Source organism: Verrucosispora sp. NA02020, from assembly GCF_013364215.1.
Lineage (GTDB): Bacteria > Actinomycetota > Actinomycetes > Mycobacteriales > Micromonosporaceae > Micromonospora.
Genome location: NZ_CP054923.1, coordinates 5,393,531 through 5,408,341, shown reverse-complemented (window position 1 = coordinate 5,408,341; position 14,811 = coordinate 5,393,531). Strand labels below are relative to the sequence as shown.

14 protein-coding genes are annotated in these 14,811 nt (G+C 71.8%); 10 read left to right on the top strand and 4 right to left on the bottom strand.

The window, feature by feature from the left end; all coding sequences use genetic code 11:
• Positions 1 to 193: 193 nt before the first annotated feature.
• The 7 genes from HUT12_RS24020 to HUT12_RS23990 all read left to right on the top strand — a co-directional run bounded on the left by HUT12_RS24020 (position 194) and on the right by HUT12_RS23990 (position 7,877).
• Positions 194 to 994, top strand: coding sequence for an SGNH/GDSL hydrolase family protein (locus HUT12_RS24020; protein WP_176094853.1), 801 nt, complete (start codon positions 194 to 196; stop codon positions 992 to 994).
• 188 nt (positions 995 to 1,182) lie between these two features.
• A complete protein-coding gene (locus HUT12_RS24015) occupies positions 1,183 to 3,936 on the top strand; it encodes an FtsK/SpoIIIE domain-containing protein (RefSeq protein ID WP_176094852.1) in 2,754 nt (917 codons plus the stop codon).
• Between the two features lie 3 nt (positions 3,937 to 3,939).
• Positions 3,940 to 4,884: a hypothetical protein gene (locus HUT12_RS24010; protein ID WP_176094851.1), complete on the top strand. Its 945-nt coding sequence runs from the start codon at positions 3,940 to 3,942 to the stop codon at positions 4,882 to 4,884.
• Positions 4,885 to 5,046: 162 nt separating this feature from the next.
• Positions 5,047 to 5,952, top strand: a complete 906-nt coding sequence (locus HUT12_RS24005; RefSeq protein ID WP_176094349.1) for an IS5 family transposase — start codon at positions 5,047 to 5,049, stop codon at positions 5,950 to 5,952.
• 146 nt (positions 5,953 to 6,098) lie between these two features.
• Positions 6,099 to 7,004 carry an IS5 family transposase gene (locus HUT12_RS24000; protein ID WP_176094349.1) on the top strand — a complete coding sequence of 302 codons (906 nt, stop codon included), beginning with the start codon at positions 6,099 to 6,101 and terminating at the stop codon, positions 7,002 to 7,004.
• A gap of 163 nt (positions 7,005 to 7,167) precedes the next feature.
• On the top strand, positions 7,168 to 7,431 hold the full coding sequence (locus HUT12_RS23995; RefSeq protein WP_131057839.1) for a DUF6244 family protein: 264 nt from the start codon (positions 7,168 to 7,170) through the stop codon (positions 7,429 to 7,431).
• Between the two features lie 23 nt (positions 7,432 to 7,454).
• Positions 7,455 to 7,877, top strand: a complete 423-nt coding sequence (locus tag HUT12_RS23990) for a hypothetical protein (RefSeq protein WP_176094850.1) — start codon at positions 7,455 to 7,457, stop codon at positions 7,875 to 7,877.
• Positions 7,878 to 7,907: 30 nt separating this feature from the next.
• Here the strand turns inward: HUT12_RS23990 and HUT12_RS23985 are convergent, their stop codons facing one another.
• Both HUT12_RS23985 and HUT12_RS23980 read right to left on the bottom strand, forming a co-directional pair.
• Positions 7,908 to 9,014: a J domain-containing protein gene (locus HUT12_RS23985; RefSeq protein WP_161594982.1), complete on the bottom strand. Its 1,107-nt coding sequence runs from the start codon at positions 9,012 to 9,014 to the stop codon at positions 7,908 to 7,910.
• 176 nt (positions 9,015 to 9,190) lie between these two features.
• Entirely contained in the window at positions 9,191 to 9,370 is a 180-nt protein-coding gene (locus tag HUT12_RS23980) for a MerR family DNA-binding transcriptional regulator (RefSeq protein ID WP_176094849.1), read from the bottom strand.
• Between the two features lie 64 nt (positions 9,371 to 9,434).
• Here HUT12_RS23980 and HUT12_RS23975 point away from each other — a divergent pair, with 64 nt between their 5' ends.
• Positions 9,435 to 10,238, top strand: a complete 804-nt coding sequence (locus HUT12_RS23975) for an aminotransferase class IV family protein (RefSeq protein WP_176094848.1) — start codon at positions 9,435 to 9,437, stop codon at positions 10,236 to 10,238.
• Between the two features lie 48 nt (positions 10,239 to 10,286).
• Here the strand turns inward: HUT12_RS23975 and HUT12_RS23970 are convergent, their stop codons facing one another.
• Positions 10,287 to 11,639: a pentapeptide repeat-containing protein gene (locus tag HUT12_RS23970; protein ID WP_176094847.1), complete on the bottom strand. Its 1,353-nt coding sequence runs from the start codon at positions 11,637 to 11,639 to the stop codon at positions 10,287 to 10,289.
• Positions 11,640 to 11,788: 149 nt separating this feature from the next.
• On the opposite strand from HUT12_RS23970, the gene HUT12_RS23965 reads away from it, so the two are divergent.
• Both HUT12_RS23965 and HUT12_RS23960 read left to right on the top strand, forming a co-directional pair.
• Positions 11,789 to 12,592 carry a TerC family protein gene (locus tag HUT12_RS23965; protein ID WP_131053951.1) on the top strand — a complete coding sequence of 268 codons (804 nt, stop codon included), beginning with the start codon at positions 11,789 to 11,791 and terminating at the stop codon, positions 12,590 to 12,592.
• A gap of 235 nt (positions 12,593 to 12,827) precedes the next feature.
• Positions 12,828 to 13,739: a triacylglycerol lipase gene (locus HUT12_RS23960; RefSeq protein WP_176094846.1), complete on the top strand. Its 912-nt coding sequence runs from the start codon at positions 12,828 to 12,830 to the stop codon at positions 13,737 to 13,739.
• A gap of 184 nt (positions 13,740 to 13,923) precedes the next feature.
• Here HUT12_RS23960 and HUT12_RS23955 read toward each other — a convergent pair whose 3' ends face one another.
• Positions 13,924 to 14,796, bottom strand: coding sequence for an aldo/keto reductase (locus HUT12_RS23955; RefSeq protein ID WP_176094845.1), 873 nt, complete (start codon positions 14,794 to 14,796; stop codon positions 13,924 to 13,926).
• Between the last annotated feature and the right edge of the window lie 15 nt (positions 14,797 to 14,811).

Genomic DNA, 14,811 nt, shown 5'->3' with positions numbered 1-14,811 from the left:
ACCCGCGCGCCGCACACCGCACACCCGCACACCCGCGCATACGCCCGGCCGTGACTCGGCCGGGCGTGCTGCGTCTGCGGGGCGACGGCTATTCACTTCATCTGCATGTTTCGATAGCATTACCGGCTAGTAACAACCCCTGGCCACGCGCGCGGTCCACGGGCTCCACCACCACCCTCTGTGGAGGTCCGTCATGTCCCACCGTCCGCTGGCCCGTGCCCTCGCCACGTTGGTCGCCCTCGCCACCGCCACCCTCGGCGCACTGGCCGTACCCACCGCCGCCCAGGCCGCCGGGCCCGTGCACTACGTCGCGCTCGGCGACTCGTACTCCTCCGGGGTCGGTGCCGGCCCGTACGACCTGTCCACCTGCCTGCGCAGCCAGAAGTCGTACGCGCCACTGTGGGCCGCCGCCAACGCGGTGGCCAGCTTCCGCTTCCCGGCCTGCGGCGGCGCGGTCACCGCCGACGTGCTCGCCAACCAACTCGGCGCGCTCAGCGCCACCACCACGATGGTCACCATCACCATCGGCGGCAACGACGCCGGATTCGCCGACGTGATGACCAGTTGCCGCTTCGGCAGCACGTCCACCTGCACCACTGCGGTCAACGAGGCCAAGGCGTTCGCCACCGGCACCCTGCCGGCCCGGCTGGACCGCACCTACGCGGCCATCCGCGAGCGCGCCCCGAACGCGCGGCTGATCGTGCTCGGCTATCCGCGCCTGTTCGAGACCAGGTCCTGCGGGCTGCTGGCGATGAGCACCCACAAGCGCACCCTCCTCAACGAGGCGGCCGACGTCCTCGCCGAGGTGACCGCCGACCGGGCCGCCGCGGCCGGTGCCACCTTCGCCGACACCCGGCCCACCTTCGCCGGCCACGGTGTCTGCGGTGCCCAGCCGTGGATCCGGGACGTCACCGGTGTCATCGAGGCGTACCACCCCAACGCCGACGGCTACCGGTACGGCTACCTGCCCGCGCTCAACGCGGTCACCGGCTGACGGCTCGCGATGTTAGGAGGGGTCCCCTGCTATGCACGAGGCGTTAGCAGGGGACCCCACCTTTCACGCACGTGCCGGGAGCGCCGACGCCTGGACGGGCCGACACGGCCGTGCGGGGACCGTGCCCGGATCGCCGCTGTCCGTTAGGGTTTCAGCGGACCAGGCGGCTGTCGGCGGAGGGGCACACGTTGGGCAGGCTCGCGTCGGCGTACGGGCAGGCGATGGCCGCCCACCGGGCCGCCCGGGCCCACCTCGACTCCGCCCGTGACGCGTTGCGCGGCGCGGTGCCGGTCACCCCGGCGACCGACGCCGACCTGGTGGCCCGGCTGGCCCGGGTCGGCACCGCGTTGGCCACCCCCACGCCCGGCACCCCACTGGTGCGCCAGCCCGTGCCGGTACGCGTCGGCGAAGCGGTCGTCGCCGGTGGCGGCTTCCCGGTGCTGTTGCCGCTCGGTGCCGGGCACCACCTGGCGGTCGACACCGACGCCCGTGACCCGGCCGTGGCCGCCCTGCTGCGGGCGCTCGTGCTGCGGGTGCTGGCCACCGCCGCGCCGGGCGGCGTCCGGGTCGCCGGGCTGGACACGGCCGCTCTCGGTGCCACCTTCGGTCCACTGCGGCCCCTGGCCGACGCCGGGGTGATCGACGCGCCGGCCACCACCGACGCGGACGTCACCGCCCTGCTCGACGCCGCCGAACAGCACGCCCGGGACGCCCGCCGCGCCGACCGGCCCGACCAGGAACTCCTGCTGGTGGTCGCCGCGTCCGTCCCGTCGCCGCGCGAGGCGGCCCGACTCGCCGCGCTCACCCACGCCGGCCCCGCCGCCGCGGTCTGCGTGCTGCTGGCCGGCTGGCCGGCGATCGGCCCCGGGGAGTCCGCGCCGCCGCTGGGCTCCACCACGCTGATCCGGCTCTCCGGCGACCGGACTTCCGCCGGTGGCACACCGGGCGCACGGTCGTACGCGGGCGTCGGCGGGCTGGCCCGGGTCGGCGACCCGCCCGGCACGCCGTTCAGCGCCGACGGCAGCGGGCTCAGCGTCCCGGTGCGTCTCGACGGTGACGCCCCGTCCGCCTCGGTCGCCGCCCTCGCCACCCACCTGGGCGACGCCGCCCGACGCGGTGCGGCGGTCACCTTCGCCGACCTGCTGCCCGGGCAGCGCTGGGCCACCTCGGCCCGCGCCGGTCTGCGTACCGTGGTGGGCCGCGCCGGACGCGACCCGTTCAGCATGGCCTTCGACGACGCCACCCCGCACTGGCTGGTCGGCGGACGCACCGGCGCCGGCAAGACGGTCTTCCTGCTCGACGTGCTCTACGGGCTGGCCGCCCGCTACTCACCGGCCGAGTTGCAGCTCTACCTCCTCGACTTCAAGGAGGGAGTGAGCTTCACCGAGTTCGTCCCCACCGGACACGACCCGTCGTGGTTGCCGCACGCCCGTGCCGTCGGCATCGAGAGCGACCGCGAGTACGGCGTGGCCGTGCTCCGCGAGCTGCGCCGCGAACTGCACCGACGGGCCACCGCACTCAAGCGCCACGGCGTCACCAAGCTCGCCGACCTGCCCTCCGACACACCGGTACCCCGGATCGTCGCCGTGATCGACGAGTTCCAGGTGTTGCTCGCCGGCAACGACCAGCTCGCCCGCGAATCGGTGGACCTGCTGGAGGAACTCGCCCGCAAGGGCCGCTCGTACGGCGTACACCTGGTGCTCGCCAGCCAGAGCACGACGGGGATCGAGGCCCTCTACGGCCGGGCCGAAGCGGTCTTCGGCCAGTTCGCGCTGCGGGTGGCGCTGGCCGGCGGCGGGGGAGTGCTCGACCAGCTCAACGACGCGGCGGCGACCCTGCCGGTCGGCTCGGCCGTGGTCAACACCGCTGCCGGCGCGCCCGGCGCCAACACCGTGATCCGCTTCCCCGACGCGCACGCCGCCGGTGGTGACCTGACCCGGCTGCGGCACGACCTGTGGCAGGCCCGCCCGCCGGGCGCGCGTCCGCCGTCGGTGTTCCGGGGGTACGACACCGCCCGCGTCGAGGCCGACGCCACCTTCACCGGTCTACGCCCCGGCGGTCGACGTCCTCTGGCCCTGGTCGGCCGGACGGTCGACGTGGACGGCACCACCGCCATGTTCATCATGGACACCGCTCCCGGCCGACACCTGGCCGTGGTGGGTACCTCGCCCACCGGCGCCGAGGTGCTGCGCGCCGCGACCCTGAGTCTCGCCCGGCAGCACACCCCCGGCGAGGCGACCTTCCTGCTCGCCCCGCTGGTCGCCGCCGCCGACTCGGCCGCCGACGACACCGCCGCCGCGCTGACCGCCGCCGGGCACCCGGTGCAGCGGCTCGACACCGCCGCCCTGCACGCCCGGATCGCCACCCTCGCCACGTCCCCGTCCGGTCCTCGCACGTCCGGGGCCGGTACGCCCGGTCCTGGCATGCCCGGAGCGGGTACGGCCGGTTTCGAGACGTTCGGGACCGGCGGCGTGCCCGGTAGCGGCGTGCCTGACAGCCGCGTGCCTGGTAGCGGCGCGTCCGACGCCGCAGCGTCAGGTGACGAAGCGGGCGCTGCGGGGCGTACCTATCTGGTGGTCTTCGGGGTGGACGCCGCCGCCGGACGGCTCGCCGAGACCGATCCGGCGACCTTCCGCTCCGGCCACGACGACCTGCGGACCCTGTTGCGTCAGGGCCCCGGCCACGGCGTGCACCTGCTCGGCTGGTGGCGCGGCCTGCGTCGGCTCGCCGACGACCTCGGTGGCACCCAGAACCGCGACGACGTCGCCTGTCTGGTCGCGTTGAACGTGCCCGGCGCGGACCTCGGTCTGCACCTCGGCGTGCACGATCTGGCGTACACGCCACGGGCCGACCGGGCGCTGCTGGTGGACCGGCACGACCAGCGGGTCCGGTTGATCGTGCCGTTCGCCCGGGACGGGCACATCCCCGACGGGCAGGAGTGAGGCGTGTCCAGCTTCGACGAGTACGCCGCGCTGCTGCGGCACCTCTCCACCCAACAGCGTGCCGGTGAACAGGACACCGCCACCAAGACCGAGCGGCACCGTCACCTCGGTGCCACCGTGGAGTATCTGCACCAACGCCTGCTCGCCCAGGGCCAGCGCCTCGACCACCTCGGTCGCGGCATCGGCCTGGACCCGGCCACCGCCGGCCCGCCGCCCGGATCCGGCCCGCCGGTCTCCGGCCCGCCGGTCTCCGGCCCGCCGGTCTCGGGAATGCCCGTTTCCGCGCCGGTTTCAGGGGTGCCGGGTGCCGTGCCGGTCTCGGGGGTGCCCGGGCCGCCGACTGCTGCCGGTCACCCGCCGGTTTCCGGGGCGCCTTCGGGGTCGCCGTCGACGGTGGGGGTCGGCGGCGCAGCCGCCGCGCCGGGGCGGTCGGAGGTCGGGGCGTACCCGCAAACGGGGCAGACGGACCGGGCGTTGCCGGTGGCGGTGAGCGCGACGGAGGCGGGGGTGCCGGCCCAACGGGCCGGTGCGGTCGACCCGGCGACGGAGCTGGAGTTGGCGCGGCGCTGGGCGGACGAGGCGGACAGGTACGCGCAGCAGGCCGAGATGCTCGCCCAGCGCCCGGCGCTGCTGCCCGGATGGTCGCCGATGGCCCGGGCGGTCGCCGTCTATCTCGGCTTCTCCGGTGTCGCCGTGGTGCTGATCCTGATCCTGGGTCTCGCCTCCGACGTCGGTGTGGTCGGCCTCGGCACGGTGGTCGCCTGGATGTGTGCCGGCCTGCCCGCGGTCGCCCTGATCGGTGCCTGGCTGGTGCTCGGCAAGTGGGGGCGGCCCGCCAGTGGTGCCGCTACGCCGCCCCGGTATCCGCTGCTGGGCTTCCTGCTGTGCTTCGTCGCGGTGCCGCTCGCCTACTGCGGCTACCTGGTGCTGGTCCGCCTGCTGCGCTGACCCGTGTGTGTAAGGAAGGGCCCCCTGCTAGGCCGTGTTTCATAGCTGCGGTTGGCCAGTCAGCCCCGGCCAGGGAGATCTCGGCGTGTCGGTGATCGATACGTAGTGAGGTCTCCGGTAGATGGTTCATCGACCAAGACAGACCATCAGCACGGAGACCTCGTGGCCACCATACCGGTGACGAGGCGGTTCGACCTGACTGACGTGCAGTGGGCGGCGTTGGAACCGCTGCTGCCGAGGGGTAAGAAGCCAGGGCGACCGCTGAAGTGGAGTAAACGGCAGCTCATCGATGGGATCCGGTGGAGGGTCCGGGTGGGCTCGCCCTGGCGGGATGTTCCGGAGTGTTACGGGCCCTGGCAGACGGTCTACGGGCTGTTCCGCCGTTGGCAGCGTGCCGGGGTGTGGCAGCGGTTCGTCACCGGGTTGCAGACCCGCGCCGACGCCGCCGGTCTGATCACCTGGGACGTCAGCGTTGACTCGACGATCGCTCGGGCGCATCAGCACGCCGCCGGCGCCCGCACCCGACCCGAGCTGCAGAAGGAACCACCCGGCGGGGTCGAGGACGAGCCGGCTGATCACGCTCTGGGTCGGTCACGAGGTGGCTGGACCACCAAACTGCACCTGGCCTGCGAGCAGGGCCGCAAGCCGCTGTCGATGTTGCTGACCGGCGGGCAGCGCGGTGACAGTCCGCAGTTCACCCGGGTCCTGGCCCGCATCCGGGTCCCCCGGCCCGACGGCGGCCGACCCCGCACTCGACCCGACCGGGTCCTCGCGGACAAGGCATACAGCTCCCGCGCCAACCGGGAGCACCTACGCCGACGTGGCATCCCGGCCACGATCCCGATCAAGATCGATCAGGCCGCAAGCCGGCGCAGAAAGGGGTCCAAGGGCGGCCGACCGCCGACCTTCGACGCCCACATCTACCAGCAACGTCACGCCGTGGAGTGCGGCATCAACCAGCTCAAACGCCATCGAGCCATGGCCACCAGGTTCGACAAGCTCGCCGTGCGCTACCAGGCCACGGTCCACGTCGCCGCGATCAACGAGTGGCTCCGACCCGAGCTATGAAACACGGCCTACTAGGCCGTGTTTCATAGCTGCGGTTGGCCAGTCAGCCCCGGCCAGGGAGATCTCGGCGTGTCGGTGATCGATACGTAGTGAGGTCTCCGGTAGATGGTTCATCGACCAAGACAGACCATCAGCACGGAGACCTCGTGGCCACCATACCGGTGACGAGGCGGTTCGACCTGACTGACGTGCAGTGGGCGGCGTTGGAACCGCTGCTGCCGAGGGGTAAGAAGCCAGGGCGACCGCTGAAGTGGAGTAAACGGCAGCTCATCGATGGGATCCGGTGGAGGGTCCGGGTGGGCTCGCCCTGGCGGGATGTTCCGGAGTGTTACGGGCCCTGGCAGACGGTCTACGGGCTGTTCCGCCGTTGGCAGCGTGCCGGGGTGTGGCAGCGGTTCGTCACCGGGTTGCAGACCCGCGCCGACGCCGCCGGTCTGATCACCTGGGACGTCAGCGTTGACTCGACGATCGCTCGGGCGCATCAGCACGCCGCCGGCGCCCGCACCCGACCCGAGCTGCAGAAGGAACCACCCGGCGGGGTCGAGGACGAGCCGGCTGATCACGCTCTGGGTCGGTCACGAGGTGGCTGGACCACCAAACTGCACCTGGCCTGCGAGCAGGGCCGCAAGCCGCTGTCGATGTTGCTGACCGGCGGGCAGCGCGGTGACAGTCCGCAGTTCACCCGGGTCCTGGCCCGCATCCGGGTCCCCCGGCCCGACGGCGGCCGACCCCGCACTCGACCCGACCGGGTCCTCGCGGACAAGGCATACAGCTCCCGCGCCAACCGGGAGCACCTACGCCGACGTGGCATCCCGGCCACGATCCCGATCAAGATCGATCAGGCCGCAAGCCGGCGCAGAAAGGGGTCCAAGGGCGGCCGACCGCCGACCTTCGACGCCCACATCTACCAGCAACGTCACGCCGTGGAGTGCGGCATCAACCAGCTCAAACGCCATCGAGCCATGGCCACCAGGTTCGACAAGCTCGCCGTGCGCTACCAGGCCACGGTCCACGTCGCCGCGATCAACGAGTGGCTCCGACCCGAGCTATGAAACACGGCCTAACGCCTACGGTATAGAAAGGGTCCCTTCCTAACTTCGGTCGCGCCGACCGGGCTCCCGACTCGTTCTGATCGGGTGTGCGGTGCGGGTGGTCGCGGTGTGCGGACGGATCTCGTACGCTCCTGAGTGGTCGCGGTCGAGCCGGGGAGGGCATGTGAGCGCAGCGGAGATGATCGCCCGATTGGCGGCGGCCGCGCACAAGCTGGACGAGGCGAAGGCGAAGACGGCCGCCGCCGCCCAGGATGCCGCCGAGGCGCGGCAACTCGTCGCGGGGGCGTTGCAGGGGGTGGCCGCCGGGCCGCTGATCGGGATGATCGACTCGTACCGGCAGGCGCTCGCGCAGGCCGCCGAGGGCGGTGGCCCGGCCCGGCAGCACGTCCAGGAGACGATCACGAAGGTACGCGCACTGGGCAACTGACCGGACGATCGAGAGGGTGGCGAGTGGACCGCGACGGCGGGGTGTTGGACGGATTCCACGTCGGGTATGTGCCGCCCGGTGTCGGCGACGAGGTGTCGGACTTCGCCAGTGAGTGGGAGGACGTCCGCCTCACCAGCCGGTTCTGGGAGCGCCGGAAGGCCGACGGGCACCAGGTGGACCTGCGCGTCCACGTGCTGCGGGGGGAGCGGCTCACCGACCTCGACGCGCTACGCGACTTCCTCGCCGCGTACCACGAGCGTGATCCGGCGCAGTGGCGGCTGAGCGACTTCCCGCACGGCGACGGCCCCGGGCTGACCGGCGAGGCGCAGGCGTTCTGGCTGGTCGCACCCGGTGTCGCCGTCAGCGTACTGACGACTCCGGAGTTCGCCGGGGCGCTCCCGGCGACCGCGCTGGCAGTCCGCGTCGCCGCCGACGACGAGGTGTGACCGCCGGGGCGGCGCGCCCTGCGGGTGGCCTCACCGCAGCCAGCGTACGTGGGCTCCGACGAGGCGGATCACCTGTCGCCAGGCAGTGTTGACGGGGCCGGACGGGAACGAGCCGAGCTGGCGACGTGCCTTCCACCCGGTGAGCGGCCGGTCCGCCACGCGCATCAGATCGTCGAGCCTGTCCAGCGGCGATCCCACCCGCAACAGCGTGCGTACGTCGTCCCACTCGAACGCCTCCGCCACCTCCATCACGAGGTCGCGATGGGTGATGAACAGACGCGGCACCCATTGCGCGATCGGGAACCTCAGGTTGTAGACGATCAGGTCGAAGTCGTACGACTGCTCCTCGTCATCGTCGCGCATACCCGTTCTGAGCACCCAGTTCATGAAATCGTCCCAACCGGGTGCGGTGGCCAATTCGTGGGCTCCGGGCTCGGTCAGATACCGGTGCAACGATTCCTGTGACCGGAACAGCAGCAGGTGACCGTCGGCACCGGGGAAGACGGCCTGCTCTTTCTGTTCGTCGGCGTACGCCCGGAGTGTGTATCCTTCCTCGCCATTCGGCAGGGACACGGTGATCGGGCGGATGACGAGTGATTCCGGTAGCTCCACCGGGTCGTACGACGGGTGGGTCCACCGGGCCGAGGGATGCTGGCGTTCGCGGGCCTCCCGCTCGCGTTCCTGCCGTTCCTTTTCCCGCGTCTCGCGTTCGCGGGCCTCTCGTTCCTCGGCCGCGCGCTGCCGCGCCTCCCGTTCCGCGGTGGCACGCCGGCGGGCATCGCGTTCCTGCGCCTGGCGTTCGTAGGCGTCGCGCTCCCGTTTGCGCCGCTCCTGTTCCTGCTCGAAGGTCTCGCGCTCAGCGGTCCGACTCTGTTCACCACCGGCCCAGCTCTGTCCACCACCGCCGGTCCGGTGTTCGCTCGTGTCGCGGCCGTGGCTGTCGAGGAGCAGTTTGTACGCCGCGTTGATCTGCTGCATCTGCCGGGTCGCCTCGGCCCGCACATTCTCCGGACTCGACTGGTGCCGGTCCGGATGCCAGACCTGCACGAGAATGCGATATCGCTCCCGAATCTGCGTCGGCGTCGAATCCTTGGTGACGCCGAGGAGGAGGTACGGATCCTGGCCGTCAGGAAGCATGTATTCGCCGGTTCTCGCGAGTGCGGGGCATTGGCTGCGGCGATGGTAACAGTGTCCGTCGATCCGCGCGGCCGCGGCTCACTCGACGAGCGTGGCACCGTAGCTGTTCGACACGCCGCGCCGACTCCTGCTGCACTGCCACAATCGCAGGCCGACGTCGACCCCCCCGCAGCCAGTCAACGGGTCAGGGCGACAGGGGTGTCGGCGCATCGTCCTGCGAGGAGCGGACAGGCACGGTGGGTCGTTTGGCGGTGGCCGGCACCGATCCGGTACGAGGTGAGCAGTCCCTGCTCCTCGTAGTAGCGCAGGAGCCGGGGGCTGACGCCGGTGAGGCGCGACAGTTCGCCGATCTTCATCCCGATGTGATCTGCCCCATCCGCACTGGAAACTGACACTGATGTCAGATCGTACGCTGCCGATATGACGTACTTCGTTGTGCAGCGCGACGGCCGGACGGCGACCGCTGAGGACCTGGCACCGCTGGCCTTCGCGGGCCACGCGCACTTCACCGCCATGCAGGTACGCGGGGGACAGGTGCGGGGCCTCGACCTGCACCTGGAGCGGCTGCGGTCCGCCTCGACCCGGATGTTCGGTCGGGTGGTGCCCGACGAGCGGGTCCGTGCCCACCTGCGGGCGGCTCTGGCGCAGAGCCCGGACGATGTCTCGTTGCTGGCCACCGTGTACTCGTCGGCGGGCGAGTTCACCCTGCCCGGTCCGGACGACGAACTGTCGGTGCTGGTGCGGACGGGGCCGGCGGCATCCGGGCCGCAGGGGCCGCTGACGCTGGCGACGGTCGGGTACGACCGGGTGCTTCCGGAGGTGAAACACGTCGGCGAGGTGGCCAAGACGCATCTTCTCCGTCAGGCCGTGGGGCGAGGTGCCGACGACGCCGCGTTCGTCGACCGGCGGGGACGGTTGAGTGAGGGGACGATCTGGAACCTTGCCTTCTGGGACGGTACGTCGGTGGTGTGGCCCGACGCGGAGATGCTGGGCGGGACCACGATGGGCATCGTCCGCCGCCAGGTGGACCGCCTCGGCGTCCCGCAGCGCGTCCAGGAGGTCACCGTCGCCGACCTGCCGAGCATGGCGGGGTGCGTGGTGATGAACTCGTGGACGCCGGGCGTGGCGGTGCGCCGGATCGACGCGGTGCCGCTGCCCGACGCACCCTCCTTCCTGTCCCTGCTGCACCGGGCCTACCGGGCCGAACCGCTCACCTCGCCGTGAGGCAGGGGATCCGGGGCGGGGAGTCGAGGTCGGACTGCGCGACCCCGGTCACGGGTCGGTGAGCAGGAGCCAGTCGTCGTCCAGGGGCGCGACGGTGGTGCCGTCGGGCCAGACGTGGGCGGCGGACGCCGTCGCGCGGGCCCGGTCGACCCGGGGGCGGTGGGCCAGCGTGGCGGACTCGAAGCTGACCGGGCCACCGAAGCGGGCGCGACCGAAGTTCGCCGTGCCGGGGAAGCGGGCACCGGTGAACCAGGCGTCGGTGGCGAACTCGGTCCAGCGGAACAGGGCCAGGTCGGCGAAGAGGGTGTCGCGGAAGTCGGCGTGGCCGCCGAAGACGGTGTGCTCCATGGAGAGTCCGCCGAGGAACGACGCCCGGCCGAAGTCGGCGCCGCCGCCGAACGTGGTGTGGTCGAAGGTCACCGAGCGGCGGAACGTGGCGCCGCGCCAGGAGGTCTCGCCGAGCACGGCGCGCCGGGCGGAGACCCGCCCGCCGAACTCGGCGCCGTCGGCGTGCAGCCCGCCGGTGATCCGCGCACCGTCCAGGACGATCTCCGCGTCGCCGGTGACCGCGTCCAGCACCAGCTCGTCGAAGGTGGCCGCCAGCACCAGCCGGCCACCGAGGCGGGCACCGCCGAACCGGGTGACGCCGGTGCAGGTCGCGCCGGTCAGGTCCGCGTCGTCGAGGGTGCACCCGGAGGCGTCGAGGTCGTGCAGGCGGGCGCCGGTCAGGTCCAGCCGCATACCGGGCCAGAACGCGTCGCCGTCCGCGCGCAGGTGCGCGGTCACCACCCGCTGCGCGGTACGCCGTACCTCCGACTCGCGCGCGTCGTCGTCCGGCGGCATCCGCAGGTACGCGCAGAGCACCGCCACGATGGTCGTGCGCTGTGCCGGGTTGTCCTGACCGAGGCGTTCCAGGGCGTGCAGTCCGCCGAGGCGTACCGCGGCGTTGTCGTTGCCGAGCAGTTCGACGGCCCGGGTGTACAGCTCGGTGAGTCGGCGCTCGGCGGCGTCGTACGCGGCGGCCTCGGCCTGCCGTTCCTGGTGCCGCTGCCCGGCCTCGGCGACCGCCTCGACGTGCGCCTGCACCCGGTCGCGGTGTTCCTGGTCCCGTGCGGCGACGGTCTCCTGGTGTCGCTGCGCCCGCTCGTTGATCCACTGTCGGCGGGCGGCGAGCAGCAGGGCGAGCCCGCCGCCGGTGCCGGCAACCACCGTCAGGCCGGTGCGGATCGCGTCGATACGCAGGCCGGCCCGGGTGTCCGGTGCGGCGGCCCGGTCGGCCTCGCCGAGCAGCCAGTCCAGCACCCACCAGCCGAGCAGGGCGGCCACCAGCAGCCCGATCAGGATCAGCCACCACGGCATGACCCGGAGACGCTCTTCATCGGAGGGCGAGGTGCCGCGCACGGCTCACAGCATGCCATCGCGCCGCACCCTGCGCGGGTGCCGACCGCCTGGGGTTGCGGCGGAACCTCCGGCGCGGTACGCCATGCGTACGCAGATCCGCCGATGGCTCCGGGTGCCGACCCGGCGGCGGTCTGGAAGTCGAGGATGGAATGGAATTCCTGACCAGTCCCGAGCTGTGGATCGCGTTCGCGACCCTGCTCCTGCTGGAGATCGTGCTGGGCATCGACAACGTCGTGTTCATCTCGATCCTGTCCGGCCGGTTACCTGAGCACCAGCAGGCCCGCGCCCGGATGATCGGTATCTCGCTCGCCCTGATCACCCGTCTGATCCTGTTGGCCTCGTTGTCCTGGATCATCGGCCTGACCGCTCCGCTGTTCACCGTGCTCGGTCAGGAGATCTCCGGGCGGGACCTGATCCTGCTGCTCGGCGGGTTGTTCCTGGTCGGCAAGGCGACGTACGAGATCCACGAGCACCTGGAGGGATCCGACCACGCCAAGTCGGGCAAGAAGGCCGCCTCGTTCAGTGTGGTCATCGCGCAGATCCTGGTGCTGGACGTGGTCTTCTCGCTCGACTCGGTGATCACCGCGGTCGGCATGGTCGACGAACTCGCCATCATGGTGGCCGCCGTGGTGATCGCCATGATCATCATGTTGGTCTCGGTCAATGCGGTGAGCAGTTTCGTCAACCAGCACCCGACGGTCAAGATGCTCGCCCTGTCGTTCCTGCTGATCATCGGTGCGAGCCTGATCGCCGAGGGCCTCGACCAGCACATCCCGAAGGGCTACGTGTACGGCCCGATCGCCTTCTCGATCTTCGTGGAGTTCCTCAACCTGCGGGTCCGGTCGCGTCAGCGACGCCGACAGGAGAACCAGCCGGTGCAACTGCACCCGACGTACGTCAAGAACGGTCCGGCCCGACCCGAGCCCGAGCCGGAGAAGGCCCCGGCCGGCTGACGCCCGTACCACCCTGGACGCCGCACGCACCCGGCCGGTGCGTGCGGCGTCCGCCGTCCGGCGGTGCGCTCCGCTCTCCGCGGTGTTCGTGGGGTGGCGGCGAAGAGATCGCTACCCGCGCGTAACTTTTCATTGACGTTTCCGGATTGTGGCCCGCATCATCGAGGCACGGTCGATCGGACACCCCCACCGCCTCCACCCGGCAACCCCGGGATCCCCCTTGGGAGGTGCAGCGATGCTGCTCCGAAAGGCTGTCCCCGTCCTGGCCCTGGCCCTGGCCCTGGCCCTCGCCACCGTCCTGGCCTCCCCGGCCGCCGCCACCGCCGAGCCCGTCTCCGACACGTCAACGGCAGGTGCCGCCACCGATCGCTCGGTCCTGGCCGATACCGGTCCGGTCGGTTCTGACCTGGCCGGCTCTGGCCCGGCGGGTGCCGCCCCCGATCACGGCGGCGCGGCGGGATCCGCCGACGGCCTGCGGGCCCTTGCCGGGGCCAACCCGGTCATCGTCGTCGGCGGGCTCAGCGGCTTCGCCGCCGTCTACGAACCGCTCGCCGCGCGGCTGCGCGCCGACGGGTACCGCGTCTGGATCTATCCGCTGCCGAACCTCGGGCTCGGCGACATCACCACGTCCGCCGGAAGCCTGCGCAGTTTCGTCGGCCAGGTCCGCGCCAGCACCGGCGCGGCCAGGGTCGACCTGGTCGCCCACTCCGAAGGCGGCCTGGTCAGCCGCTACTACATCAAGAACCTGGGCGGCGGGGACGCCGTCGGACGCTACGTCAGCCTGGGCACCCCGCAGTACGGCACGTACGTCGCCAACATCGTGGCCTTCCTCGGCCTGGGCAGTTGTGCGGGAGTGGTCGCCTGCCAGCAGATGACGATCGGCTCGCCGTTCCTCGCCGCGCTGAACGCCGGTGACGACACCCCCGGTGACGTCCGTTGGACCACCGTGCGTACCCGGCAGGACGAACTGGTGCGCCCGGTCGACAACGCCACGCTGGCCGACGGGGCGACGAACGTGTTGATCCAGTCCCGGTGTCCACTCCGCGTCGTCGGGCACCTCGGCCTGGTGACCGACGGCACCACGTACTCCGTGATCCGCCAAGCCCTCCGCGACCAACCCGTCAACCCCGCCTGCCTGGCCCTCTGACCCCCGCCCTCCCACCCGCCCCGCCCGTCCCTTCCGCCCCGCCGATCATGGAGTTGTGGTGCAGGAGTAGTGGTGATTGCCACCCTTTGTCCCTGCCGCAACTCCATGATCGGCGCGGTGGGCCGGCGCGCGGAGGGCCGGCGCGCGGAGGCCGTGGTGCGGTGGGTCGTGGCGCGGGGGTGGGTCAGGTGGCGGTGGCGAGGGACTCGTACTCGGCGTCGGTCAGCTCTATGGTGGCGGCGGCGACGTTCTCCTCCAGGTGGGCCACCGACGAGGTGCCGGGGATCGGCAGCATCACCGGCGAGCGGCGCAGCAGCCAGGCGAGCGCGAGCTGGGCGGGCGTCGCGCCGTGCTCGGTGGAGATGGCGTCCAGCGGTCCGCCGGGGCGGGCCAGCTCGCCGGTGGCGATCGGGAACCACGGGATGAACGCGACGTCGTTCGTCTCGCAGTAGGTCAGCACCTCCTCGGCGCTGCGGTCGGCCACGTTGTAGAGGTTCTGCACCGAGACGATCGGCGCGATCCGGCGGGCCGCCTCGACCTGCGCGACGGTCACCTCGGAGAGCCCGATGTGCTGGATCTTGCCTTCCTGGCGCAGCAGCACCAGCTCGCCGAGCTGGTCCTCCAGTGGCACCTTCGCGTCGATGCGGTGCAACTGGTAGAGCGCGATGCTCTCCAGGCCCAGGTGGCGCAGGCTCAGCTCGCACTGCTGGCGCAGATACTCCGGCCGGCCCACCGGGCGCCACACGCCCGGGCCGCCGCGGGTCAGACCGGCCTTGGTCGCGATGACCAGATCGTCGGCGTACGGGTGCAGTGCCTCCCTGATCAACAGCTCGGAGACGAACGGGCCGTACGAGTCGGCGGTGTCGATGAAGGTGACGCCCAGGTCGTACGCCCGGCGCAGCACCCGGACCGCCTCGGCCGGGTCCTTCGGGTCACCCCAGACGCCCGGTCCGGTGATCTGCATGGCCCCGTAGCCGAGCCGGTCGACGGTCAGCTCGCCGCCGATGCGGTAGGTGCCGGAGGACTTCGCGGGTCGCGGGTCGGTGTCGCTCGCCATTCGCCGTTCCCATCG